Genomic DNA, 25,202 nt, shown 5'->3' on the forward strand with positions numbered 1-25,202 from the left:
TAAATTTATGTTTAATTTCTGGCTTAAGCCTTGTATTCCTTTATTTTTTCCTGAATTTCATCAATGATTTTCTCATCGTCAATGGTTGAAGGAATCTGGAAATCTTTTCCGTCTAGTAAAGTTCGGATCAGTTTTCTTAAAATCTTTCCGGATCGTGTTTTAGGTAAGCGTTTAACAACCATAGCATTTTTCAGAAAAGCTACCGCTCCAATTTTGTTGCGGACCATCTGAATGATATCTTTTTCAACATCTTCTTCAGAAATTGCTGATCCGTTTTTCAACACAAGAGTTGCAAAAGGAACCTGTCCCTTTAATTCATCATCAATACCTACCACAGCGCATTCTGCAACATCCGGATGTGAAGAAACTATTTCCTCCATTTCAGAAGTGGAAAGTCTGTGCCCCGCAACGTTGATCACATCATCCACTCTTCCTGTGATGAAAATATAACCGTCTTCATCCTGTATCGCACCATCTCCTGAGAAGTAGTAGCCTTTGTATTGAGAAAGGTAGCTGTTTTCAAAACGTTCGTAGTCTTTCCATATTCCAAGCATGGCTCCGGGGGGAAGAGGAAGTTTGATTACCAGATAGCCTTCGTGATGAGGATCGAGTTCCAGTCCGTTTTCATCAAAAATTTTAATGTCATATCCCGGAACAGGTTTTCCTGCGGCAGCTCTTTTGATCTGATAACTTTCATCATGAGTCAGCAATCCAAGCATGGGCCATCCTGATTCTGTCTGCCACCAATGGTCTATAGCCGGAACTCCGATATGTTCTGCAAACCAATCCAGAGTAGCAACATCACATCTTTCGCCCGCCAGAAACTGTTTTTTGAAATGGGTTAAATCGTATTTTTTTACCAGTTCTCCGTTCGGATCTTCTTTTTTGATTGCTCTGATAGCGGTAGGCGCAGTAAACATCACCGAAACCTTATATTCTGAAATGATTCTCCAAAACGTTCCTGCATCAGGAGTCATGATAGGTTTTCCTTCAAAAATAATAGTTGTATTTCTGTTGATTAATGGTCCGTATACTGAAAAACTATGCCCAACTGCCCATCCGAAATCTGAAGCAGCCCAATAGGTTTCTCCCGGTTCAACGCCGTAAACATACGTCATGGAAAATTTTAAGGCAGTTGCGTAACCTCCGGTATCACGAACAATACCTTTGGGCTTGCCTGTAGTTCCGGATGTGTAAAGAAGATAAAGCGGGTGGGTAGATTCCACAGAAATGCAGTCTGCCGGAGCTGATTTTTCAACCAGTTCTTCATAATCAATAAGTCCATCGAACATTTCATCCTGATTATCTACTAGTTTTCTGTTGTATACAACAATATGGTCTACTTTATCCTGTGCCAGTTCAATAGCTTTTTCAACCAGTGGGAGGTAGGGAATTCTTTTGGCAATTTCTACTCCAGCAGTGGCTGTGATTAAAACTTTTGGCTTGCAGTCGTCAATTCTGACCACAAGTTCGTGGGGAGCAAACCCTCCGAAAACCACATTATGAATAACCCCGATTCTTGCGCATGCCAGCATAGCAAAAAGAGTCTGAGGGATCATTGGCATATAAATAACCGCTGTATCTCCTTTTTTTAATCCTAAAGAAGCCAGTCCTCCTGCGAATTTTGAAATTTCCTTTTTCGCCTGATTGAAGGTATAGGTTTTCTTTTGACTGGTCACCGGAGAATCGTAAATGATAGCAATCTGATCTCCGCAACCGTCTTCAATGTGTTTGTCAATGCATAAGTAGCACATATTGAGCTTTCCATCGGAAAACCATTGTGGGTAGTCATTTTCGTCGTTAGTGAGAATCTGTGTAGGAAAATCAAACCATTGTATTTCTCCGGCCTGTTCTTTCCAGAAATCTTCTTTGTTCTCTATGCTTTGTTTAAATAGGGTGTCAGTATCCATGTCAATAGTCGTGTGTTTGTTTTTTTGCGTATTTTGTTATCCTTGTCAGGGTTTTAAAACCCTGACAAGGATATGACTGCGAGCCGAGGCGAAGCAATTTTTTAATACTCTTAATCCCTTTATGATATGAATCTTAATGGTTTAATTTTATACATTAAAACATCTCTTCAATCTGCTGCATCAGTTTCTTGATGGAGTAGGGTTTTGTGATGTAGGCATCGGCTCCCATTTCCAATCCTTTTTCAATATCTCTGGGGTTGTTTTTAGCACTCAGAAAGATGACTTTGGTATCTCTCAGTTTTTTATCCTGTTTTATGAGGTCCAAGGTGCTGTAGCCATCAAGATTTGGCATCATAATATCGAGAAGGATTACGTCCGGAACCATTGTTTTCAAAAAGTCAAGAACTTCCGTTCCGTCACGGGCAATATAAACATCGTATCCGTTTTTCTTAAAGCTGTATTCTAATGACATTAATATTTTGTGTTCGTCATCCGCAATGATTATCTTTCTCATAAGAAGGTTTTAATGGTGTTCAACTTCATCTGTAATCTCTTTTTTAGTTTTTTCAGGAATGCTTATGGTGAAAGTTACACCCAGTCCGCTGTTTTCTGCTTTTATACTTCCTCCGTGTGCCTGTACAATTTTTTTGGAAATGGCCAGTCCCAGTCCGCTTCCTGTAGGCTTTAAAATATTTTGGTTTTTCGATTGATAAAACTTGTCAAAAATCATTTCCAGATCCCCTTCCGGAATATGTTTCCCGGTATTGAAAATACTAATGGTCAGCTGTTGGTCCTTTTCAAATAATTTAGTCTGGATTGTTCCCTGTTCATCTGTAAATTTTAAGGCATTTCCCCAGATATTCTGAAACAGCTGAATCATTCTCGCTTCATCATATTCAAATATAAAATGATTCAGAAGATTAACTTCACTTAAATGAATATTTTTCTGCTGTATCAGGTGAAGAAGCGGATTTAATGCTTTTTTATAAGTTTCAATAATATTATTTTCCTGAATATGTAAAGAGATTTCACCGTGTTGTAATTTGTCCAGATACAAAATATCGTTGATAATTTCACTCAATCTGTCGGATTCTGTGATGATATTATTTAAAAATTCCTGTTTGATGTCAAAAGGAATATCGTCATCGTCAGCCAAAATCTCCCCGGCAGAACGAATGGCGGTGATCGGGGTTCTCAGTTCGTGGGCAACAGAGTCCAGGAAATCATCTTTTTGGCGGTCTTTGATGATGAGGCTTTCATTGGCGGTTCGCAGATCGTCGGAAAGTTTTTGCAGTTCTTCGGACTGTTCGGTAAGCTTTTTATTTAAGCTGATGTTTTCTTTTGATTCTTCAAGAATGTTTAAGACCTCTTTTAAAGATATTTTATCCTCTTTGGTTACCCCTTCGATTAATATTTTTGCTGAAGCTGTTCCAATTCTTCCGGCCAGAAGGTTTTCTGAAAATTTGATAAATCTGGAGTCGGCGGTTTCTGTTTTGGAATCAATATTATATTTTAAATTAAAAATTCTTAGGGCCTGCTCTGTTTTATTTTTGCCTAAAAAGCGTTCAAGAATATTCTGAATATCCGAAATATAAGCCGTTCCACGCCAGATAAAAGCATTTTCATGATTCTGAATGTATTTGTCAATATCCACATACAATTCGGCAAAGTTTCTTTCACGGTAATTCCCTTTAGAACTTACGGAAACAATAGTAAACAGACTCGTGTTTACCAGCATCGACCAGAAGAAAATCTGTGGAATTCTTCCCAGATAAGGAATTGTGAAAAACCCGAATGCATCATACAGATCTCTCAGTACTCCTTTAAGCTCCTGATTGTATGAAAAATAATACTGCGGGATGATCAATCCGAAATAACAGATTGCTAATCCTGCTATAAGACCTGTAACGGCACCTTTGTAACTTCCTCTTCTCCAGAATAAAGCTCCGAAAAATGCAGGTGCTAGCTGGGCAATGATAACGAATGAGATCAATCCTACAGAATCCAGTGAGGTCTTCAGAATGAAATACTTATAAAAAACAAAAGCCATGATGATCAGTCCGAAAATGCTGATTTTCCTGATATTGGTAATGCTTCTTGTGTTTTGTTCCTCACTTTCAGATTTTAATTTTCCAAGCAATCCATATGGGATAATAAGGTTGTTGGAAAGCATGATTGATAAAGTAATGGCTGAAATAATGATCATGGAAATACATGAGCTTAATCCCCCGAGAAAAACAAGCACAGTGATCAAGGTATTGTCAAAATGCTGCGGAATCAGGATAGAGTAGAACTCCGGGTTTACTTTCTGACCATCAAAAATCAGTCTTCCTCCCCAGGCAATCGGGAAAATAAATACGGTGAAGATTAAAAGATAAAGGGGGAAAAACCAAATCGCTGTTTTGATATGTTTTTCCTGTCTGTTTTCAACAATAGCGGTGTGAAACTGCCTTGGCAGGATACAGATTGCTGTTGCGGAAATCATACACAAAATCATCCAGTTCATAGCACCCTCAATCCCGTTGAAGGTATTTTTTTCTTTAAAATCTTTAAACCTGCTGGCTTTCTCGTAGATGTCCGAAAATCCGTCAAAGGCATAATAGATTACGAAAAGTCCGAGAATGATAATAAAGAATAGTTTTAAAAAGCTCTCCAGTGCAATAGCTGAGATAATTCCCAGACGTTTTTCCGAAGCATCCACATATCGTGTTCCATAATAAGAGGAAAATAAGGCAATTAAAACCACCACAAAAGTAGCATTGTCAGTCAGGATATTTTTTGACATCGGAGTTTCCGTTACCAGATGGAAGGTTTCCGAAATAGCTTTGATCTGCAACCCGATATAAGGGACAATAGCCAAAAGACAAACCACTGTAATAATAGCACTCAGACTTCTGCTGTTTCCATATCTTAATGAGATGAAATCGGCAAGGCTGCTTATTTTATTAACCCTTGAAATCCTTACGATCCGGGTATTGATATAGATCCATGCCGGAATAATCATGATAGGACCAATGTAAATCGGCAGATAGTTTAATCCGCTTGTCGCTGCCACGCCAATGCTTCCATAATACGTCCAGGCAGTACAATATACCGCAAGAGACAATGCGTAGATGTAAGGATTGTTGATCCAGAGCTTACTCCTTTTCTTCTCTGCCAGGTGGGCAACTAAGAAAAGAAGAGCCAGGTAAAACAGAACAACAAAAAATAATGCGAAACTACTCATCATGTCTTTTTATAATGACAAAAGAAATCACAATGGAAATCATCCAGATCACGAACAGATAGATAAGGATCATAGGATAGCCTAAAACCTCCTTTTCACTGTTGAAAAGCAATGAAATAGGAATGCTGAAAGCAATCATAAGCCCTACGCTCAGTATGATAAGTTTTTGCTCGTGTCTCTTTTTCATAAATGATTATTAATAAAAGATAATTGATGAATGCAGCATCCATCAATTATCTATTTTGTTTTTAAATTTTATCGTCAGAATATTCTCCTTTCAAGGCATAGTAACCAAAAATGGCCATTCCGCCTGAGATAATCGGCATCAGTACAAAAAGGATAATAATACCAAAAACCAGATCTTCCTGCTTTCCGGATGCTATTTTGGGGATTCCCAATACTGTAATTCCGAAATATCCTACAATCACCGCAATTGCGATCCAGAGAATACCTAATATTTTTTTTAGTCCGTTCATTTTAGTAGTTTTAAAATTAATAAAAATCTGAGTGATTTAGTGCTTAATCGTGAAGATTATTGTTCTTATTTTTAAGATAGAATAATCCAATGATAAGACACACTGTGGCAACACCAATCGGATACCAAAGTCCCTCCAGATACCATGTCGCGTGTCCCGCGTCTTTCCCGGTGGTTACCAGGTAAGTTGCTACTGCCGGAAGAAGTCCTCCGAATACTCCGTTTCCGATGTGATAAGGTAACGACATTGAGGTATAGCGAATTCTCACAGGGAACATTTCAACAAGGAAAGCGGCGATAGGCCCATATACCATGGTTACAAATATGACCTGAATAAATACAAGGGACACCAGATACCATTTCGTGTCATCGCTCAATTTTACAGAAGTTGATAATTTGGGTTCTTCTGCTTTTCCGTCTTTCATGACAACTCCTGCAGGCGACCAGTGAATGATACTGTCTTTTTTGATCAGAGTGCCATCCGTGTAAAGAGTTTCTTTATGGAAAGTAACCAGGCTGTCTGTAGCAATATCACTGTGGATTTTAGCAGTTCTTTTTTCAGTAATTCCATTGGCAGCAACGGTTTTGCTTTCAAGATTAACACTCTTGAACATGCTGTCGTAAATAGGTCTGTAAGCTAAAATAGCGACTAACATTCCGGTCATCATTACTGCTTTTCTTCCGATTTTATCAGAAAGCCAGCCGAAGAATACAAAGAAGGGCGTTCCTAAAAATAAAGCGGTAGCCATCAATGAATCCACCTGTGCAGATTCTACATTCATTACCTTTTGAAGGAAACTCATAGCGTAGAACTGTCCTGTGTACCAGATGACCCCTTGTCCCATTGCTGCTCCGAATAAGGCCAATAATACAAACTTGAAGTTGTATCTATTTCCGAAACTCTCTTTCAATGGGTTTTTAGATGTTTTTCCCTCACTTTTAGCCTTAGCAAAAAGAGGAGATTCTTTCATATTCTTTCTGATAACATAAGAAACTGCTACCATTAAAATGGAAATCCAGAAAGGAACCCTCCATCCCCAATTATCAAATTCTTCTGCCGAAAGGGTTGATTTTGTGATGAGGATAACAATCAGTGAAATGAAAAGTCCTGCCGTTGCAGTAGTCTGAATCCATGAAGTCCAGTAGCCTCTTCGATGAGGTTGGGCGTATTCTGCAACATAAGTGGCTGCGCCTCCGTATTCACCACCAAGGGCAAGTCCCTGAAGTAATCTTAAGATTAAAACTAAAACTGGTGCCATAAATCCAATAGTTTTATAACTTGGAATACAGCCGATCAGGAAAGTAGAAAATCCCATGATCAGTAAAGTGACAAGAAAAGTATATTTTCTTCCTATGATATCACCAAGCCTTCCGAAAAATAAAGCTCCGAAAGGTCTTACAACAAATCCGGCAGCAAAAGTTGCCAGTGTAGATAAAAATGCTGCGGTAGGGTTGTCTGCAGGGAAGAATTTAGTAGCTAAAACAATGGCTAAACTTCCGAAGATATAGAAGTCATACCATTCTATCAAGGTGCCGAGTGAAGAGGCAGTGATCACACTCCATATGGTGCGGTTTTTCTGCCTGTCGGTCATATTTTCGTAGCTTTCGTGATGATTTTCGCTCATATTGATTAGTTTTTGATGTTAATGGAATAGGATGTTAATTTGAATTTGCTTTTAAATCATTAAGAGATTTTAAGTTGATAAGAATAATTAAGATTATAGCTAAAGCTATTTTATTCAGCGGTATTCTTTATGCATCTTTGATGGAGCTTAACTTATCTTAATTTCTTTATTATTCTTAATGGTTTAAATTTTTACAAGTAGATTTGAAACTGTACAATAAATTCCCCTTTTGAAGAAGGGCTTTCCGTAGGGCTGATATAAACTGGTCTTGTTGAATATTGGGTTGTGATTTTTGCATGATGCCCATCTATGAACCAATTGGCGCCTACATCAAACTGAGATGAAGATTTATCGAAAGCCTCAAAACTTTTATGGGTATAAGCTGCAAAAGGCTGTATTCTGATTTTTGGCTTTTCTGCCTGGCTTGGTAAGAGTAAACCTGCCTGTGCGTAGATAATATTACCTGTTCCGATAGTCGGCTGCAGGTTTCCTGGTCCTGCAATGGCTTTGTTTCCGATAAAATTAGGATCCGAAGCTGCAATATTCATTGTTCCAAGATTTCTTACATAGTTGGGACCAAAATTGTAGTTATAATATCCGGCATAGGCGGAAACTGCCATTTTGTTTTTTGCTTCTCCCAAAGGAATGTCTGCAAAAGCATCCACGGCAAAAAGAGTAATGTCATGCTTCTCAATGTTGGAGTTCACGGAAGTTCTTGTTCCGTCTGCCTGATGATAGAAACCTGCTCCTACATTGAAGACTTTCTTTGTTCCCAGATAAGATCCCACTTTGTATGGAAGTGTATTCGATTCCTCATCAAGGAACTGATATTCCACATATCCTGCCTTTGAAAAACTGGGATTTCCGTTGTTGTCTACCGCAATGGCTTTTGACGGATCTGTTACATTCACTGGGATGAGGTCTGTTGCGAAAGGTTTATTTAAGCTGAAACGGTACTCCAGTTTGCCATATTTTCCTTTTGCAAACATTCCCAACTGTCTTGCAAATTGGTCTGAGTTATCAATCAGTGGCCATGAAAAAACGGGAGAATCTAATGTGAGGAAATTGAGTGTAGAAGCCATAGTCATGCGGGAAAGTCCCATATAATAATGAAGCCCTGCTCCTAAAGATAAACTGAATTTTCCCGCTTCTCCAGGTAAAATAACTGCATATTCGTTCCATGCATCATGAAAAAATAACTGGGTTTTCTTTCCGTTTCCATAACCTCCTGTGCCGGAAGTACCTGTGGCTCCTCCATTGATGAAGGTCTGGTTGTTGATTCCGAAATGGAGGAGAATCATGTATCTTTTAGAGACCTGTGCATATGCTAAAGCACGTAATCGTCTGTTTCCTATGCTCCAGGAGTTGTCTGTGGGCTCGCCACCTACCATACTTCCGGGATTCATAGAGGTATTTCTCAGCCAAAGCTGGTCCCATAAAATAAAGCGGACGAATTTATCACCATCCGGATTGAGGTTTATTTTTAAGCCATTGCCGTAATCAGGAGAACCTTGAGAGTATACAGAGCTACTGATTAAGACTGCTCCAATAAATGTAAGTAATTTATTCATAAATTATCAATTTTTGGCGTTGTTTTTTGTGAATGCCAAATTGTAATTAATAATTTAGTTACGAAAATTTAATATATATTAGTGGTAATAGTATAGTTATGACTGTACAAGGTTCTGAACTTCGGGATCCGGGGTTTTAATCTAAATTGTTTAAGTATCTCGTAACCTCGCATCCCGCCTATTTCTTAAACCTTTCCCACTTGATCAGCATATACTTATCAGCAAACTGAGTGATGATAATCCCGGAATTTTTAATGTTTTCCTCCTGTGCAATATAATCAATCAACTCATTTTGTTTCAGTATTTTATAAACAGGATGGAATTCAGAGTGTGGAGGTCTTGTGATGTTGTATTTTTTTATCCAGGAACTTATTGTAACATGGGAAACCCCGATAATTCTTTCGATTTCACGGTAACTTAAGCCTTCCAGGTACAGCTGAAGCGCTTTGGTAACATAATAATCATCAATCTGTTTTCCCAGCTTTTTAACAGTGAAATAATATTTGCAGTCTTTACAGTGGAAGCGTTGCTTTTCATTGATGATGCCGCTTTTTACCACTTTGGTACTGTTGCATTTAGGGCATGTATTTTCCATAACTATATTATTTTAGCAAATATATAATAAATTAGCAAATGTATATTTTTCAATAAAGATAATTTTACCTGTTTAAAATTTTAAAACAAAAAAAATATCTTTTTTATTTGGATTTAAAAGAAAATATATTTTAAATTTGCCAAAAAAATTAGATAAATAAATGGAAATAGAAATTTCCTCATGCGAACATCTAATGTATGTGAGTGAAATACAGCAGGAAATGTATGATTCTGCACAGCGCAGAGGAACGGGCATCGCAAAACGTTCTATAGAATATTTGAGTAAGAAGATTTCAGAAGGCAACGCTGTGGTAGCCACTGAAAACGGTGAGTGGGTAGGTTTCTGCTATATAGAGACCTGGTCGCATGGGAAGTTTGTGGCTAATTCGGGATTGATAGTATCGCCGAAATTCAGGAACGGGGGCGTAGCAACTCAAATTAAGCAGAGGGTTTTCCAGTTATCTAGAGATAAATATCCGGATGCGAAAGTATTTGGATTGACAACAGGTTTGGCAGTAATGAAAATCAATAGTGATTTAGGATATAAGCCGGTTATCTATTCAGAACTTACCCAGGACGAAGAATTCTGGAGTGGCTGCAAAAACTGTGTGAACTATGAGATTTTAATGATGAAGGAACGCAAAAACTGTTTGTGTACAGCTATGTTGTTTGTTCCTGAAAATGATAAAAAAAAAGAGGTGGTGAATAACCAGCCTGAAAATAAATATAATGAAATGAATCAAACTGATTTTGAGTATTCTATACAAAAATCCCTTGATGAATTTCATTTGACAACTAAAAAAAATAAAAAGAGTCCAGATGAAAAAGAAAGTCATCTTAGCGTTTAGTGGAGGTTTAGATACTTCCTACTGTGCAAAATATCTTAGTGAAACACTAGGGTATGATGTGTATGCAGTCACCGTAAATACCGGAGGTTTTTCAAAAGAAGAGGAAAAAGAACTGGAAAGAAAAGCTCTAAACCTTGGAGTAAAAGAATACAGGTGCGTAGACGCTCAGGAAGATTATTATAATTCATGTGTGAAATATTTGATTTTCGGGAATGTATTGAAAAATAATACATACCCTCTTTCGGTAAGTGCTGAGCGTACCATTCAGGCGCAGGAAATTGCAAAATATGCAATAGAAGTAAATGCAGATGCTATTGCTCATGGAAGTACAGGAGCTGGAAATGATCAGGTTCGTTTTGATTTGATTTTTCAGGTAATGTGCCCGAATATCGAGATTATTACGCCAATCCGTGATATGGCTCTATCCCGTGAAGAAGAAATTGAGTTTTTGAAAGATCACGGTTATGAAATGGAATTCCAGAAAGCACAATATTCAGTGAATAAAGGACTTTGGGGAACTTCTGTGGGAGGAAAGGAAACTTTGACTTCCAGAAATTACCTGCCGGAAGAAGCTTTTCCATCTCAGATTAAAGAAACTCAGCCTTCAGAACTGGAAATCGAGTTTAAAAACGGAGAAGTGATAGGCGTGAACGGAGAAAGCTTTGAACATTCTGTATCTGCAATTCAAAAAATAGAAGAATTAGCTTCAGCGTATGGAATTGGTCGTGATATTCACGTAGGGGATACCATTGTTGGGATTAAAGGACGAGTGGGATTTGAAGCAGCAGCAGCATCTGTGATCATTAAGGCACATCATTTATTAGAGAAGCATACGCTTTCAAAATATCAGCAAATGATGAAGTCTCAGTTGTCCGACTGGTATGGAAACTGGCTTCATGAAGCGCTTTTCTTAGATCCTGTGATGAGAAATATAGAGTCTTTCCTGGCAGATTCTCAGAAAACAGTCAGTGGAAAAGTATTTGTGACGCTTCATCCATACAGATTTATTCTTAATGGAATTGAATCTGATCATGACCTGATGTCTGATAAATTCGGAAGTTATGGAGAGGCTAACAGAGCTTGGACAGGCGACGATGTGAAAGGATACACAAAGATTGTAAGCAATTCTTTAAATATATACCATCAGATTAACCAGAATATCAACTAGTTCCGAAAGGATGATTTAATGTAAGGCAGAATAAAAATGAAGAAAACAGTAGGAATAATTGGTGCCAACGGTTATACAGGAAGTGAGCTGATACGCTTACTGGCTTTTCATCCCCATGTGACATTGAGTTTTTTATATAGTCGTTCGAATTCGGGAACAAGAATTTCGGATCTGTACCCGGATTTAACGACGGTTTGTGAAATGGTTTTGACAAATAAACCTGAAGACGTAGATGTTCTTTTTCTGTGTCTTCCTCATAAAGAAAGTCAAAGCTGGTTAACTCAACATCCTGTAAAAGATGAAACGCTGGTGATTGATCTCGGAAATGATTTCCGTTTAGAAGGGAACTTTGGGAACAGAAATTTTATCTACGGATTACCTGAAATCAATAAAAAACAACTGTCAGAGGCAAAAAGTATTGCCAACCCGGGATGTTTTGCCACAGCAATTCAATTGGCTTTACTGCCATTAGCAGATAAAGAAGTGTTAAATGAAGTTTTTACTACAGGGATTACGGGTTCTACCGGAGCTGGACAGTCTTTGCAGGCAACAACTCATTTTACCTGGAGAAATGATAATGTTTCAGCGTATAAAACATTAACTCATCAGCATGTAGATGAGATTTTACAACAGCTGATTGCATTTAATAATAAAGAAGTAACCCTGAATTTTGTTCCATGGAGAGGGGATTTTGCAAGAGGAATTTTTACAAGTTCCACCATGAAGACGGATTTGACGCTGGAGGAAATAGAACAATTATATCAGGATTTTTATGCGGAGGAGCCTTTTGTTACCGTAAGTAGCAGGGCAATTGATTTAAAGCAGGTTGTCAATACTAATCGCTGTGTGATTCAGATCGAAAAGAGTGGAAATGTTGCCGTTATTCATTCAGCGATTGACAATTTGTTAAAAGGTGCTTCAGGGCAGGCAGTCCAGAACATGAATCTGGCAATGAAATGGGAAGAAAATGCAGGGTTAAACTTAAAACCAATAGCGTTTTAAATTGACAATTTAAATTAGAAGTAAATATGACTTAGGAAAATGGAGCGTTAAGAAAATTAATTCTATGAACGTTAAGAAAATTCTACTGTTTGAAGTGCGAGGCAAATATTTAGCCGAAGAACTAATCTAGGATTCGCACAAGTTTTAGAATTTTTAGAGAATAGAACTAATTTTTAGCGGAAGTTTCCAGGTCTTGAACTTTTGTTTCTTTTGTTTTAAGACAAAAGAAAAATAAAAAATAAAAAAATGAATTTATTCAACGTCTATCCATTATTCAATATAAATCCGGTTAAAGCTCAGGGATCTTTTCTTTGGGATGATAAAGGAGGGCAGTATCTTGATTTTTACGGAGGTCATGCTGTCATTTCCATTGGGCACAACCATCCATATTATCAAAATAAGTTAAAAGATCAGCTGGAAAAAATTTCTTTCTATTCCAATTCGGTTCAGAATGAATTGCAGACTGAACTCGCAGAAAAACTAGGGAAACTTTCCGGATATGAAGAGTATAACCTTTTCTTGTGCAATTCGGGAGCGGAAGCCAATGAAAATGCATTGAAACTGGCTTCATTTCATAATGGCAAAAGCAAAGTGCTGTATTTTTCAGGTTCATTCCACGGAAGAACTTCTGCAGCGGTTTCGGTGACCGACAACCCAAAAATTGTTGCTCCGGTTAACTTTTCAGAAAGATTTATCAAATCAGAATGGAATGATGTGCAGCAGCTTGAAGAGACTTTTGAGAAGAATGGAAATGAAATTTCTTCTGTCATCATTGAAGGGATTCAGGGAGTAGGTGGAATTATGATTCCTGCGCCGGAATTCTTATCTAAAATTAAAGAACTATGCGAAAAATATGAGGCGGTTCTTATTTTGGATGAAGTACAATCAGGATATGGAAGAAGTGGATATTTCTTTGCTCATCAGGAGTTCGGAGTTGAAGCAGATATTATTACAACGGCAAAAGGAATGGGAAATGGTTTCCCGGTAGGCGGAGTTTTGATCCATCCTAAATTCCAGGCGAGCAACGGTTTGCTGGGAACTACATTTGGAGGAAATCATCTTGCCTGTGCAGCTTCAATTGCTGTGCTTGATGTGATGAAAGATGAAAATCTTATCGAAAATGCTCAGGAAATGGGCAAATATATTGAAAATGAAATTAAAGATTTACCACATATTAAATCCATCCGAAGGAAAGGGCTGATGATCGGAATAGAACTCGATAGAGACTGTTCGGAAATAAGGAAAAGTTTATTGTTCGATCATCATATTTTCACAGGAAACTCTAATGATAAAACTGTCTTAAGGATTCTTCCGGCACTGAATATCAAAAAAGAGGAAACGGATCTTTTCATCAATGCTTTGAAAACAGTATTGGTGAGTATTTAAAAGCAAAAGGCCAAAATTATAAAAAGGGTTAAAAGCTTAGAATATTACACAATGTTTGTCATTCTGAATGGAACAAGTGAAATGAAGAATCTATAAAATAATGTAGAGATCTTCCTTCGTCAGAATGACAAAACAACCGTCCATTGCTGAATGAAACGCCTTTGCGAACGAAAAAAATTAGTGAAAAACTTAGCGGTTTTGTGTTGAAATTCTCAAAAAATGTGTAAAAAAATCTTTAAAATTAATTCGAAATGAAAAAATTTACCTCTGTAAGTGATGTTGAAAACTTACAGGAAATCATAAAAAAAGCTTTACAAATAAAAGCAGCTCCCCTTACCGAAACGGAAAAAGGAAAGGGAAAAACAATTGGACTTGTATTTTTAAATTCAAGCTTAAGAACCCGTCTCAGCAGTCAGATTGCAGCACAAAATCTGGGGTTGAATGTGCTGACATTAAATGCTGCACAGGAAGCCTGGAATTTAGAGTTTGCTGACGGAGCTGTCATGAACGGAGATACCGTAGAGCATATCAAAGATGCAATTGAAGTTTTAAATCAATATTGTGATATCATTGCTGTGCGTTGTTTTGCAGGAATGAAGAGCAAAGAAGATGATGTAAATGAAAGCATCTTGAGCCAGTTTGAAAAACATGCAAAAGTTCCTGTAATCTCATTGGAATCTGCAACCCGTCACCCGCTGCAAAGTCTGGCAGACTGTATTACGATTACAGAAAACTGGAAAAAAGAACATAAACCTAAAGTAGTATTGACCTGGGCGCCACACATCAAACCTATTGCACATGCCGTTGGAAACTCTTTTGCGGAGTGGATGCAGGAAATGGATGTAGAGTTGGTAATTGCCAATCCTGAAGGATATGATTTGGATAAAAACTTCACTAAAGATGTGAAAGTAATCCATGATCAGGACGAGGCGTTAAAAGATGCAGATTTTATCTATGTAAAAAACTGGTCTTCTTTTGATGATTATGCAGCAATGCCTGAAGTGAAAGGTGACTGGATGCTTACCAATGAAAAATTGGCCAATACCAACGACGCAAAGGTAATGCACTGTCTTCCGGTCCGCCGTAATGTTGAGTTGAGTGATGAGGTGATGGATGGAGACCATTCTATTATTTATCAGCAGGCAAAAAACCGTATTTTCTCTGCACAGGCTGTGTTCAGTGAAATTTTAGATGAGCTGCATGCCGGATAATTTTTTCAATTCAGAATCTTGATCCTTGTCAAGGTTTTAAACCTTGACAAGGATCAAGGATAGAAAAGTAAGGATCTCAAAAAGTTTACAAATGAAAGAAAAGTTATACATCATAAAAATTGGCGGAGCTTTAATTGATGATGAAGAGTTGTTAACCCAATTCTTAGAACAATTTTCTGAAATTCAGGAAAAGAAGATCCTTGTTCATGGCGGAGGAAAGTTGGCTACAACATTAGCGGATAAACTGGGTGTTGAACAGAAAATGATCAACGGAAGGAGGATTACGGATAAAGAAACACTGGATATTGTAACCATGGTGTATGCAGGGGGAATCAATAAAAATATTGTTGAAAAGCTGCAGCAGAAAAAATGCAATGCTATAGGATTCTCCGGTGCAGATGGGAATCTGATCAAAGCCAAAAAAAGAGAAGATCCTGAGATCGATTTCGGATTTGTGGGAGATATCAATAAGAAAAGCGTGAATAAAAAGCTGGTTTCAAAATTAATGAAACTGAATCTTGTTCCTGTATTTTCAGCGATTACCCACGATAGAAAAGGAAATCTCTTCAATACCAATGCAGATACCATTGCATCTGTAATGGCGCAAGCTCTTTCAGAGAAATATGAAGTTGAACTGTTGTATTGTTTTGATAAAGAAGGTGTTTTAGAAGATGTGAACGACCCCGAATCAGTGATCAAAAGTGTTACAGCAGGAGAGTTTGCGGTATTAAAAGAAGAAGGAAAGCTTCACAAAGGGATTTTACCCAAACTTGAAAATGCGCTTGGAGCGATAAAAAATAATGTAGATAAAGTGTTTCTGATTAAAGAAACAGAACTGAAAAACCATATAGAAAATCATCATGCAGGAACTGAAATCTGTTTATAATAAAGAAGAATTATTGAATAATGCGGTCGGATTGCTTAAAAATTTGATTGAGATTCCTTCATTCAGTAAAGATGAATTCAATACCTCAGTAGAAATTGAGAACTTTTTCGCAAAACATCAAATTCCTGCGAAGCGTTTTAAAAACAACATCTGGGCAGTGAATAAACACTTTGATGTGTTTAAACCTTCCGTTTTACTGAATACGCATCATGATACCGTAAAACCTAACAAAGCTTACACGCTGGATCCTTTTGTTCCTGTTGAAAAAGACGGGAAACTGTTTGGATTGGGAAGCAATGATGCCGGAGCTTCTCTGGTTTCTATGGCGCAGGTTTTTTTACACTTTTATGATAAAGAAGATTTAAAATATAATTTAGTTATTGCTTTGACGGCAGAGGAGGAGATTTCAGGATTTGATGGAATTGAAGCACTGTTTCCGCAGCTACCCAACGTAGAACTCGCCATTGTAGGAGAACCCACGCAGATGAATCTGGCGATTGCAGAAAAAGGACTTCTTGTGATTGATGGAGAAATGAAAGGGACTCCTTCTCATGCCGCTCATCCTAATCATGATAACTCGATTATAAAATGTATGCAGGATCTCCAGAATATTTTAGCCTTTAAATTTCCAAAGGTTTCAGAATACCTGGGAGAGGTTAAAGTTACTTTATCAGGTATTCATGCGGGAGTACAGCACAATGTCGTTCCAGAGTCGTGTAATTTCACACTGGATGTGAGAGTGACAGACGAATATTCCAATCAGGAAGCATTTGAAATTATCCAGTCTCAGATGAAATCTACTTTAACAGCAAGATCATTCAGACTGAATTCTTCAAAAATTGAAATGGATCATCCGTTTGTAAAAGCAGGAATTGAGATCGGCAGGACAACGTACGGTTCACCCACCTCTTCAGATCAGGCGATTATTCCATGTACATCCGTAAAAATGGGACCTGGAGACAGTAGGCGCTCTCACACTGCAGATGAATTTATCTATATCCATGAAATAGAAGAAGGAATAGAAATCTACATCAGAATTTTAGAAAAAGTGTTATAAATAATGGAAGAATGAAGCAGAAAGATGGAAGTTATAGAGTTTGTAATTCGCTTCCAGCCATCAGTTTCAGGTTTCCAGCTCAATGTATGTTTTGACTCTGTCCGGCAGGCATTAGAAGTTTAGTTTTTAATAAGATTTATGCAAAAAGAAAATTAAAAATGAAAGCTTCACAAGGAAATGTTTTTTTATAGTTAATAGTAATAAGGATTGCCTTGCCGGGCATGTCAAAATCAATCAGTATTTTAAATAAATCATATGAAAAAAATATGGCAGAAGGATGACCTTGCCACCAATATATTAGTCAATAATTTTACCGTTGGGAAAGATCTTGACTTTGACGAGCGTTTGGCCAAATATGATGTCAAAGGTTCTATGGCACATTGCAAAATGTTAGCAGAAACCGGGATTATTTCCCAGGAAGAATCAGAGCAGATGTTATCTGTTTTAAATAGTATTTTACATAAAATTGAAGACGGTAGTTTTGAAATTGATAAAGATGCTGAGGATATCCATTCTCAGATAGAAGCTATTCTCATTGAAGAATTAGGAGATACGGGAAAGAAAATCCATACCGCAAGATCAAGAAATGATCAGGTTTTGTTGGATATCAAGCTGTATTTATTAGATGAAATCCGTGAGATAACAGCTCTTACCGACGAGTTTTTCCAGATTTTAATTCAACTGGCGGATCAGCATAAAAATGTGTTGCTTCCTGGATATACCCATTTGCAGATTGCAATGCCTTCCTCATTCGGATTGTGGTTTGGTGCTTATGCTGAAGCACTTTTGGATGATGTGGAAATGCTGTTTTCAGTGAAGAATATCATTAATAAAAATCCGTTGGGATCAGCTGCCGGCTATGGTTCATCTTTTCCGATCAACCGTGAAAGTACGACCTATAATTTAGGATTCCAGTCCATGAATTATAATTCTGTGTATGCTCAGATGACCCGTGGAAAGTCGGAAAAAATGCTGGCAATGTCAATGGCAACTTTAGCGGGAACGCTTGGGAAGTTTGCGTATGATGTATGTCTGTATTTGAACCAAAATTTTAATTTCATCAGCTTCCCAAAAGAATTTACCACAGGAAGCAGTATTATGCCTCATAAAAAGAATCCGGATATCTTTGAGCTGGTTCGTGCACGATGTAACAGAATTCAGTCACTTCCGAATGAACTTATTTTATTGACAAACAATCTGCCTTCAGGATATCACAGAGATGTACAGCTTACGAAAGAAATTCTTTTCCCTGCGATAGATTCTTTAAAGGAATGTCTGGAAATCCTAAGCTATACTTTACCGAATATTCAGGTAAAAGACGGAATTCTGGAAGATGAGAAATACAAATATCTTTTCAGCGTAGAAAAGATCAATGAAGAGGTGAAAAGCGGAAGCTCATTCCGTGATGCTTATGTGAAAGTAGGACAGGAGATTGAAAGCAATGCGTTTGAGTTTGAACCTGGAAACCTTGAACATACCCATCAGGGAAGTATCGGAAATCTTTGTCTGGATAAAATAGAATATCAGTTCAATAAACTGAAAAATAAATTATTGGGTTAGAATCTAAGCCATTAAGGTCAATAAAAACTTAAGCAAAAATCAGTAGAATTTCTAAATTATTTTAGCCTGCTGCCTTTTCGTTGCGAAAGCCTTAATCTTTAAATCTTATCTGCTTAAGTGATCTTAATGGCTTAATTGTAATCCTGCTCTTTGAATTTGATGATTGATTGTAACTGAACTATTAAGGAAGATGAAGACTTTAAGGTAAGGTAAGAAAATCCGGAATTTTTTAGCTGCATAGTTTTAAAATTCGCATGCGAATTCTTTAATTATTCTTCACCTTTTAAAAGTTCTTAATGGTTTAAAAATAAAAGGGATTTATTCCAGGTCAATTTTAAACTTGGTAGATTTTTTTACCTCGTGAAGTACAATAGAACTGTGGTATTGTCCGATGTTAGGAATGTTTGAAATGACATTAACGGCAAATTCATTATACGAATTAATGTCTTTGGCTATAATTTTCAGCATATAGTCATACTCTCCGGAAAGACTGATGATTTCCTGTACTTCATCATATTTTCCGATATGCTCCTCAAAGGTTTCCAATACTTTCTTGGATTGTTCCTTGAGACGGACATTACAGTAGACTACAATATTTAATCCCAGTTTTTCACGGTTTAAAAGTCCTACATATTTCTGAATGATCCCCTGCTTCTCCAATTGTTTGATTCGCTCATACGTAGGAGTAAAGGTAAGACCAATTTTTTCGGAAATTTCCTTAACCGATAATGTAGAGTCTTCCTGAATAATGCTGAGAATCATTTTGTCTTTTAAATCCATAAAATAAATTGAGTTGTAACAAAAATATTAATTTAAAATGAGAATAAGGAAATACTGAGGTTTTTAATTTATTTTAAACTTTGTTTTTGTAGGTTCATAAAATTGTTGTATCTTTGCACCTAATGAATAAAAAAGCATTTATATCATTAGATTTACCGGGCGAAAGCGCCCTTTACGATATTTATTGTTATTAGCGAAGATTGTTGTCTTCGCTTTTTTTATGCCCAAAAATAAGAATTATGTTTACGATTACAGAACTAAGCACCGAGAGAATCAACAGTATACTGACAGAAGCGATGGCTTTTGCGAACGGTAAAACTGCTAAAATTGAAGGAGAAGTTTTTTGCTCAAACCTTTTCTTCGAAGACAGTACAAGAACGAAAACAAGTTTTGATCTTGCAGAAAGAAAACTGGGACTTCAGGTAGTTCCGTTTGATGCATCACACAGTTCGGTAAACAAAGGAGAAAGCCTTTATGACACAGTAAAGACCATTGAAAGTATAGGAGTAAACCTTGTGGTGATCCGCGATAAGAAAGACAGATACTTCGAAGAACTGAAAAATATTAAGATTCCTGTGATCAACGGTGGAGACGGAACAGGAAACCATCCTTCACAGTGTATGCTGGATCTGATGACCATCTATCAGGAATTCGGAAAGTTTGAAGGATTAAAAGTAGGAATTGTAGGTGATGTAAAACACAGCCGTGTTGCCAATTCAAATGCGGAAGCTTTAAGAAGATTAGGCGCTAAAGTATACTTCTCAGGACCTGAACAGTGGTTTGACGAAGGAGCTTTAATCAACGGAACTTATATGTCAGTAGATGAACTGATCGGCGAAGTGGATGTTTTAATGCTATTAAGAATCCAGCATGAAAGACACGATGCTGCCATGAGTTTCACCGCTTCAGAATATCATAAAAGATATGGTCTGACGAAAGAAAGAGAGAAGGCGATGAAAAAAGAAGCAATCATCATGCACCCGGCGCCTATCAACAGGGGAGTGGAAATAGATTCAGACCTCGTAGAATGCGAAAGATCAAGAATCTTTAAACAAATGGAAAACGGTGTCTTCGCCAGGATGGCCATTTTGAAAGAAGCATTGGAAGAAAAAGGGTTTACCTTTAAATAAGAGCAAAGGTAAAAGAACCAAGTTAAAAGTAGAAGGTAAAAGATAGTGAGCTCCGTAGGAGCGGCCTGTTAATAGCAATGGGTGAAGCCCATAGAAAACAAAAGGATAATGATAATCCTAGCCCTGTAAGGGCGACCTGTTAATGACATATAAATAAAATAATAAGAGATAAAAGTTTAAAATGAAGAAAAAATTAATACTGGAGTCCGGTGAAGTGTTTCATGGAGAAGGTTTCGGAGCAGAATTGGAAACTGCAGGGGAAGTAGTTTTCAATACCGGAATGACAGGATATCAGGAATTGATTTCTGACCCGTCGTATTGCGGTCAGATAGTTTGTATGACCTATCCGCTTATCGGAAATTATGGTATTAACCGTGATGATTATGAAAGTATTGAGCCGGCAATTAAAGGACTTATCGTAAAAGAACTTTGCGATCTTCCTTCCAATTTCCGTACTCAGATTACTTTAGATGAATTATTTAAAAAGAAAAACCTTTCAGGAATTTCAGGAATTGATACAAGAAGACTGACAAGAATTCTTCGTAACTATGGAGTTGTAAAAGGAAAAATCGTAAATGCTGATGCTGATGAAGCTGCTGTAGCTTCTGAATTGAAATCAACAAATTTCCCAACCAATCAGGTAGAAGAGGTTTCAACAAAAACACCTTATGCTAACCCGAACAGAGGTTTCAAAGTAGTGTTGGTAGACTTCGGTGCAAAACTGGGGATTATCAGAGAGCTGTCTCAAAGAAACTGTGATATCATTGTAGTTTCTCAGGATACAACAGCAGAAGAAATCTTATTGATGGATCCTGACGGAATCATGCTTTCAAACGGTCCTGGTGACCCGGAAGATGTACCACATGCTTTAGATATGATCAGAGGATTATTAGGAAAAGTTCCCATCTTCGGAATCTGTTTAGGACACCAATTGATTGGCCTTGCTTGTGGAGCGAAAACTTTCAAACTGAAATTCGGACACAGAGGAGGAAACCACCCGGTATTGGATTTAGAGAAAAATACAGTAGCCATTACTTCTCAAAACCATGGATATGCGGTAGATCAGGAAAGCTTAAAAGGAACAGACCTTATCGAAACGCACATCGCTTTGAATGACAGAACAAATGAAGGATTAAAACATAAAATCCACCCTTGTTTCTCAGTTCAGTATCACCCTGAAGCAAGCCCGGGCCCTGAAGATGCAAACTACCTGTTTGATGAGTTCATTCAAATGATGGAGGAATTTAAAAAATAATACGGCTTTCTGTCATTCAGAACGAAGCAATAGCGGAGTGAAGAATCTCAACAAAGTATGTTTAGATTCCTGCGGAATGACAAAGTGTGTTAATTCAATCTAAATAAAGCATTATGCTAAAAGTCTAAGATCTATGTATCTAACTTCTAGTATCTAAAAAAAGAAAAATGGCAAAACGTACAGATATAAAAACAATTTTAGTAATCGGTTCAGGACCTATCATCATTGGTCAGGCAGCTGAATTTGATTACGCAGGAACGCAGGCTTGCCTGTCTTTGAAAGAAGAAGGCTATAAGGTGATTTTGATCAACTCGAATCCTGCAACAATCATGACAGATGTGGAAATCGCTGATAAAGTATATATCGAACCGATTTCATTACAGTTTGTAAGCCACATCATCAGAAAAGAACGTCCAGATGCATTATTACCAACGCTTGGAGGACAGACAGGTCTGAATATGGCGGTAGAACTGGAAAAATCAGGAATTCTTGAAGAATGCAAAGTGGAAGTATTGGGTACTACACTTTCTGCAATCAACAGAGCAGAAGACAGAGACCTTTTCCGTGAGTTGATGAGAGAATTGAATGAGCCGGTTCCGGAATCTGATATCGTTAATACGGTAGAAGGAGCACTTGCTTTCGCAGACGAAATCGGGTATCCTGTAATTGTTCGCCCTGCCTTTACAATGGGAGGAACAGGAGGAGGTATTGCTTCCAATGAGGTAGAATTGAAAGAAATTGCCGAATTAGGATTAAAGCATAGTCCGGTTACACAATGTTTGATTGAAAAATCAATCGCTGGTTTCAAAGAAATAGAATACGAAGTAATGCGTGATGCAAACGACAACGCCATTGTGGTTTGTAACATGGAAAATATTGACCCGGTAGGAGTTCACACAGGAGATTCTATCGTAGTAGCACCTTCTCAGACCCTTTCAGACAGAGAGTATCAGTTACTGAGAAATGCTTCATTAAAAATCATCAGAGCGTTAGGAATTGAAGGAGGATGTAACGTACAGTTAGCTTTAGATCCGGATTCATTCGAATATTATATCATCGAGGTAAACCCAAGAGTTTCCCGCTCATCAGCTTTAGCAAGTAAAGCAACAGGATACCCGATTGCAAAGATCGCAGCAAAAATTGCAGTAGGATTAACGCTGGATGAAATCATGAACCCGGTAACTGGAAAAACATACGCATGTTTTGAGCCGGCACTGGATTATGTGGTAACCAAATTCCCAAGATTCCCATTCGATAAATTTGAAACTGCAGACAGAAGACTTTCTACTCAGATGAAAGCAACTGGTGAAGTAATGGCGATCGGAAGAAACCTTGAAGAATCTTTACAGAAAGCGATCCGTTCATTAGAAACAGGAATCAAGCATTTAGGATTAAAAACAAAACAAGCGGAAGCACTTACTGCTGAGGAAATTGAAAGAAGAATCAGAGTATGTGATGATGAGAGATTATTCATCATCGGAGATGCTTTAAGAAGAGGATACGACTGGGAACAGATTGTAGAATGGAGTAAAATTGATAAATTCTTCATCTGGAAACTGAAAAAGCTGGTTGACTTCGAAAAAGTAATTGCTGCCAATAAATTTGATAAAGAAACATTAATTGAAGCTAAGAAATTAGGTTTTGCAGATATCAATATCGCGGTTCTTTGGGATGTAAAAGAACGTGAGGTTTTCAATTTCAGAAAAGAAAACGGAATAATGCCGGTTTTCAAAATGGTAGACACTTGTGCTGCTGAGTTTGAAAGTGAAACACCTTATTTCTACGGAACTTACGAAGAAGAGAACGAAAGTGTTGTTTCAGACAAAGAAAAGATCATCGTACTAGGTTCCGGACCTATCAGAATCGGACAGGGAGTTGAGTTTGATTACGCTACGGTTCACTCAGTATGGGCGATCAAAGAAATGGGTTACGAAGCGATTATCATCAACAACAACCCTGAAACAGTTTCTACAGACTTCTCCATCTCTGATAAACTATACTTCGAGCCACTTACAGAAGAAGATGTAATGAACATCATCGACCTTGAAAAACCTAAAGGAGTAGTTGTACAGTTCGGAGGACAAACCGCGATTAACCTTGCAGATAAACTAGCATCTCACGGAGTACAGATTTTAGGAACTTCACTGGAAGACCTTGACAGAGCTGAAAACAGAGATAAATTTGAAAAAGCACTTCAGGAGATGGGAATTCCTCAGCCAAAAGGAAGAACTTCTACCTCAAAAGAAGAAGCTATAGAAATTGCTAACGAGATCGGCTATCCGGTATTGGTACGTCCAAGCTACGTTCTTGGAGGTAGAGCAATGGAAATTGTATACGCAGAAGCAGAACTGGCTCACTATATGGAGAACGCTGTAGAGGCGAGCCCTGAGCACCCTGTTTTGGTTGACAAGTACATGGTAGGAAAGGAGATTGAAGTAGATGCCATCTGTGACGGTGAAACAGTAGTGATTCCGGGAATTATGGAACATATCGAAAGAGCGGGAGTTCACTCCGGAGACTCTATTGCGGTATATCCACCACAGAATATCTCTCAGAGCGAAATCGATACTTTGGTAGATTATACAGAAAGGCTGGCAAAAGGATTAAAGGTGATCGGATTAATGAATATCCAATACGTTCTTTTTGAAGGAAATGTATATGTAATCGAAGTAAATCCTCGTTCTTCAAGAACAGTTCCTTTCTTATCTAAAATCACAGAGGTTCCAATGGCTAACCTTGCAACAAAGGCAATCTTAGGACAAAAACTGAAAGATTTAGGATACAAAAACGGATTGGTTCCAAACAAAGAAGGCGTATTTGTAAAAGTACCGGTATTTTCTTTCTCTAAACTAACGAAAGTTGACATCTCTTTAGGCCCTGAAATGAAGTCTACAGGAGAGGTTATGGGGAAAGATACAACCCTTGAAAAAGCATTGTACAAAGGATTGGTAGCAGCAGGAAGAAAAGTTCCTATGCACGGTTCTATCCTTTTCACAGTAGCAGATAAGCACAAAGATGAGGCAGCAGCTCTTGCAGCAAGATTCCATGAAGTAGGATTCAGAATCTGGGCTACAGAAGGTACTGCAAAATTCTTCGGAGAAAAAGGAATTCCTTGCAAAATAGGATACAAAATAGGAGAAGAAAGTGTAAATCTTATCGATCTTATTCAGAAAGGAAAAGTTCAGTATGTTGTGAATACCACTACAAAAGGTAAGCAGGCAGAAAGAGACGGATTCCAGATCAGAAGAATGAGCGTAGAAAATGGTGTTCCTTGTTTAACTTCAATGGATACTGTAGAAGCAATCTTAAAAGTAATCGAAAGCATGAGCTTCAAAATGGAGACGATGTAATTTCGAGTAAAAATACATACCATAAACCCCGCAAGAAAACTTGCGGGGTTTTTTGTGTCCTTAATATAAATACCACAAAAGGGTAATTGACGCATGATTCCGTATAAAGTACTTTTGATGAGTCATAACAAATGACACTTTGACAATACAATTCTTGTTGTATATCAA

Annotated in this window: 20 protein-coding genes; 11 read left to right on the forward strand and 9 right to left on the reverse strand. The window is 37.7% G+C overall.

Annotated features, from left to right (window positions below):
* Nucleotides 1-23: 23 nt before the first annotated feature.
* From ACTJIP_RS08245 to ACTJIP_RS08280, 8 genes are all read right to left on the reverse strand, one after another.
* The gene (locus ACTJIP_RS08245) at nucleotides 24-1,910 is read right to left on the reverse strand and encodes an AMP-binding protein (RefSeq protein ID WP_440704346.1); all 1,887 of its coding nucleotides are present in this window, start codon (nucleotides 1,908-1,910) and stop codon (nucleotides 24-26) included.
* A 154-nt stretch (nucleotides 1,911-2,064) separates the two neighbouring features.
* Nucleotides 2,065-2,424, reverse strand: a complete 360-nt coding sequence (locus tag ACTJIP_RS08250) for a response regulator transcription factor (protein WP_077414904.1) — start codon at nucleotides 2,422-2,424, stop codon at nucleotides 2,065-2,067.
* A gap of 9 nt (nucleotides 2,425-2,433) precedes the next feature.
* Nucleotides 2,434-5,136, reverse strand: coding sequence for an ATP-binding protein (locus tag ACTJIP_RS08255; protein WP_440704556.1), 2,703 nt, complete (start codon nucleotides 5,134-5,136; stop codon nucleotides 2,434-2,436).
* Nucleotides 5,129-5,323, reverse strand: a complete 195-nt coding sequence (locus ACTJIP_RS08260) for a hypothetical protein (protein ID WP_077414900.1) — start codon at nucleotides 5,321-5,323, stop codon at nucleotides 5,129-5,131. The genes ACTJIP_RS08255 and ACTJIP_RS08260 overlap by 8 nt, the downstream gene beginning before the upstream one ends.
* A 61-nt stretch (nucleotides 5,324-5,384) precedes the next feature.
* Nucleotides 5,385-5,612 carry a DUF6814 family protein gene (locus ACTJIP_RS08265; RefSeq protein ID WP_034696261.1) on the reverse strand — a complete coding sequence of 76 codons (228 nt, stop codon included), beginning with the start codon at nucleotides 5,610-5,612 and terminating at the stop codon, nucleotides 5,385-5,387.
* A 43-nt stretch (nucleotides 5,613-5,655) separates the two neighbouring features.
* A complete protein-coding gene (locus ACTJIP_RS08270; RefSeq protein WP_077414898.1) occupies nucleotides 5,656-7,236 on the reverse strand; it encodes an MFS transporter in 1,581 nt (526 codons plus the stop codon).
* A 191-nt stretch (nucleotides 7,237-7,427) separates the two neighbouring features.
* Nucleotides 7,428-8,807, reverse strand: a complete 1,380-nt coding sequence (locus ACTJIP_RS08275; protein ID WP_077414896.1) for a porin — start codon at nucleotides 8,805-8,807, stop codon at nucleotides 7,428-7,430.
* 178 nt (nucleotides 8,808-8,985) lie between these two features.
* Complete coding sequence (locus tag ACTJIP_RS08280) at nucleotides 8,986-9,402, reverse strand: IS1/IS1595 family N-terminal zinc-binding domain-containing protein (protein WP_047383611.1); 417 nt, start codon at nucleotides 9,400-9,402, stop codon at nucleotides 8,986-8,988.
* Nucleotides 9,403-9,562: 160 nt separating this feature from the next.
* On the opposite strand from ACTJIP_RS08280, the gene ACTJIP_RS08285 reads away from it, so the two are divergent.
* The 8 genes from ACTJIP_RS08285 (at nucleotide 9,563) to argH (ending at nucleotide 18,519) form a co-directional block, all read left to right on the forward strand.
* On the forward strand, nucleotides 9,563-10,249 hold the full coding sequence (locus tag ACTJIP_RS08285; RefSeq protein WP_440704347.1) for a GNAT family N-acetyltransferase: 687 nt from the start codon (nucleotides 9,563-9,565) through the stop codon (nucleotides 10,247-10,249).
* The gene (locus tag ACTJIP_RS08290) at nucleotides 10,221-11,417 is read left to right on the forward strand and encodes an argininosuccinate synthase (protein ID WP_180565571.1); all 1,197 of its coding nucleotides are present in this window, start codon (nucleotides 10,221-10,223) and stop codon (nucleotides 11,415-11,417) included. The genes ACTJIP_RS08285 and ACTJIP_RS08290 overlap by 29 nt, the downstream gene beginning before the upstream one ends.
* Nucleotides 11,418-11,453: 36 nt before the next feature.
* Nucleotides 11,454-12,419: an N-acetyl-gamma-glutamyl-phosphate reductase gene (gene argC, locus ACTJIP_RS08295; RefSeq protein WP_428167896.1), complete on the forward strand. Its 966-nt coding sequence runs from the start codon at nucleotides 11,454-11,456 to the stop codon at nucleotides 12,417-12,419.
* A gap of 246 nt (nucleotides 12,420-12,665) precedes the next feature.
* Nucleotides 12,666-13,805, forward strand: coding sequence for an aspartate aminotransferase family protein (locus ACTJIP_RS08300; RefSeq protein WP_219072466.1), 1,140 nt, complete (start codon nucleotides 12,666-12,668; stop codon nucleotides 13,803-13,805).
* A gap of 251 nt (nucleotides 13,806-14,056) precedes the next feature.
* On the forward strand, nucleotides 14,057-15,016 hold the full coding sequence (locus tag ACTJIP_RS08305; RefSeq protein ID WP_077414886.1) for an N-acetylornithine carbamoyltransferase: 960 nt from the start codon (nucleotides 14,057-14,059) through the stop codon (nucleotides 15,014-15,016).
* A 91-nt stretch (nucleotides 15,017-15,107) separates the two neighbouring features.
* Nucleotides 15,108-15,902, forward strand: a complete 795-nt coding sequence (gene argB / locus ACTJIP_RS08310) for an acetylglutamate kinase (RefSeq protein ID WP_077414884.1) — start codon at nucleotides 15,108-15,110, stop codon at nucleotides 15,900-15,902.
* Nucleotides 15,877-16,959, forward strand: a complete 1,083-nt coding sequence (locus tag ACTJIP_RS08315) for a M20 family metallo-hydrolase (protein WP_077414882.1) — start codon at nucleotides 15,877-15,879, stop codon at nucleotides 16,957-16,959. Before argB ends, ACTJIP_RS08315 begins: the two co-directional genes overlap by 26 nt.
* 255 nt (nucleotides 16,960-17,214) lie before the next feature.
* On the forward strand, nucleotides 17,215-18,519 hold the full coding sequence (argH, locus tag ACTJIP_RS08320) for an argininosuccinate lyase (RefSeq protein ID WP_219072467.1): 1,305 nt from the start codon (nucleotides 17,215-17,217) through the stop codon (nucleotides 18,517-18,519).
* 318 nt (nucleotides 18,520-18,837) lie between these two features.
* Here the strand turns inward: argH and ACTJIP_RS08325 are convergent, their stop codons facing one another.
* On the reverse strand, nucleotides 18,838-19,299 hold the full coding sequence (locus ACTJIP_RS08325; RefSeq protein WP_077414878.1) for an Lrp/AsnC family transcriptional regulator: 462 nt from the start codon (nucleotides 19,297-19,299) through the stop codon (nucleotides 18,838-18,840).
* Between the two features lie 239 nt (nucleotides 19,300-19,538).
* Here ACTJIP_RS08325 and ACTJIP_RS08330 point away from each other — a divergent pair, with 239 nt between their 5' ends.
* From ACTJIP_RS08330 to carB, 3 genes are all read left to right on the forward strand, one after another.
* Entirely contained in the window at nucleotides 19,539-20,429 is an 891-nt protein-coding gene (locus ACTJIP_RS08330; RefSeq protein WP_317169709.1) for an aspartate carbamoyltransferase catalytic subunit, read from the forward strand.
* A 181-nt stretch (nucleotides 20,430-20,610) separates the two neighbouring features.
* Entirely contained in the window at nucleotides 20,611-21,684 is a 1,074-nt protein-coding gene (locus ACTJIP_RS08335) for a carbamoyl phosphate synthase small subunit (RefSeq protein WP_077414874.1), read from the forward strand.
* 167 nt (nucleotides 21,685-21,851) lie between these two features.
* A complete protein-coding gene (carB, locus tag ACTJIP_RS08340) occupies nucleotides 21,852-25,034 on the forward strand; it encodes a carbamoyl-phosphate synthase large subunit (RefSeq protein WP_077414872.1) in 3,183 nt (1,060 codons plus the stop codon).
* The last annotated feature ends 168 nt before the right edge of the window (nucleotides 25,035-25,202 follow it).

It is taken from the genome of Chryseobacterium sp. 22543, from assembly GCF_052044565.1.
Taxonomy (GTDB): Bacteria; Bacteroidota; Bacteroidia; order Flavobacteriales; family Weeksellaceae; genus Chryseobacterium.

Coding starts and splice junctions, on each gene's coding strand:
- ACTJIP_RS08245 (WP_440704346.1), bottom strand. CDS start 1,910: ATGGATACTGACACCCTATTTAAACAAAGCATAGAGAACAAAGAAGAT.
- ACTJIP_RS08250 (WP_077414904.1), bottom strand. CDS start 2,424: ATGAGAAAGATAATCATTGCGGATGACGAACACAAAATATTAATGTCA.
- ACTJIP_RS08255 (WP_440704556.1), bottom strand. CDS start 5,136: ATGAGTAGTTTCGCATTATTTTTTGTTGTTCTGTTTTACCTGGCTCTT.
- ACTJIP_RS08260 (WP_077414900.1), bottom strand. CDS start 5,323: ATGAAAAAGAGACACGAGCAAAAACTTATCATACTGAGCGTAGGGCTT.
- ACTJIP_RS08265 (WP_034696261.1), bottom strand. CDS start 5,612: ATGAACGGACTAAAAAAAATATTAGGTATTCTCTGGATCGCAATTGCG.
- ACTJIP_RS08270 (WP_077414898.1), bottom strand. CDS start 7,236: ATGAGCGAAAATCATCACGAAAGCTACGAAAATATGACCGACAGGCAG.
- ACTJIP_RS08275 (WP_077414896.1), bottom strand. CDS start 8,807: ATGAATAAATTACTTACATTTATTGGAGCAGTCTTAATCAGTAGCTCT.
- ACTJIP_RS08280 (WP_047383611.1), bottom strand. CDS start 9,402: ATGGAAAATACATGCCCTAAATGCAACAGTACCAAAGTGGTAAAAAGC.
- ACTJIP_RS08285 (WP_440704347.1), top strand. CDS start 9,563: ATGGAAATAGAAATTTCCTCATGCGAACATCTAATGTATGTGAGTGAA.
- ACTJIP_RS08290 (WP_180565571.1), top strand. CDS start 10,221: ATGAAAAAGAAAGTCATCTTAGCGTTTAGTGGAGGTTTAGATACTTCC.
- argC (WP_428167896.1), top strand. CDS start 11,454: ATGAAGAAAACAGTAGGAATAATTGGTGCCAACGGTTATACAGGAAGT.
- ACTJIP_RS08300 (WP_219072466.1), top strand. CDS start 12,666: ATGAATTTATTCAACGTCTATCCATTATTCAATATAAATCCGGTTAAA.
- ACTJIP_RS08305 (WP_077414886.1), top strand. CDS start 14,057: ATGAAAAAATTTACCTCTGTAAGTGATGTTGAAAACTTACAGGAAATC.
- argB (WP_077414884.1), top strand. CDS start 15,108: ATGAAAGAAAAGTTATACATCATAAAAATTGGCGGAGCTTTAATTGAT.
- ACTJIP_RS08315 (WP_077414882.1), top strand. CDS start 15,877: ATGCAGGAACTGAAATCTGTTTATAATAAAGAAGAATTATTGAATAAT.
- argH (WP_219072467.1), top strand. CDS start 17,215: ATGAAAAAAATATGGCAGAAGGATGACCTTGCCACCAATATATTAGTC.
- ACTJIP_RS08325 (WP_077414878.1), bottom strand. CDS start 19,299: ATGGATTTAAAAGACAAAATGATTCTCAGCATTATTCAGGAAGACTCT.
- ACTJIP_RS08330 (WP_317169709.1), top strand. CDS start 19,539: ATGTTTACGATTACAGAACTAAGCACCGAGAGAATCAACAGTATACTG.
- ACTJIP_RS08335 (WP_077414874.1), top strand. CDS start 20,611: ATGAAGAAAAAATTAATACTGGAGTCCGGTGAAGTGTTTCATGGAGAA.
- carB (WP_077414872.1), top strand. CDS start 21,852: ATGGCAAAACGTACAGATATAAAAACAATTTTAGTAATCGGTTCAGGA.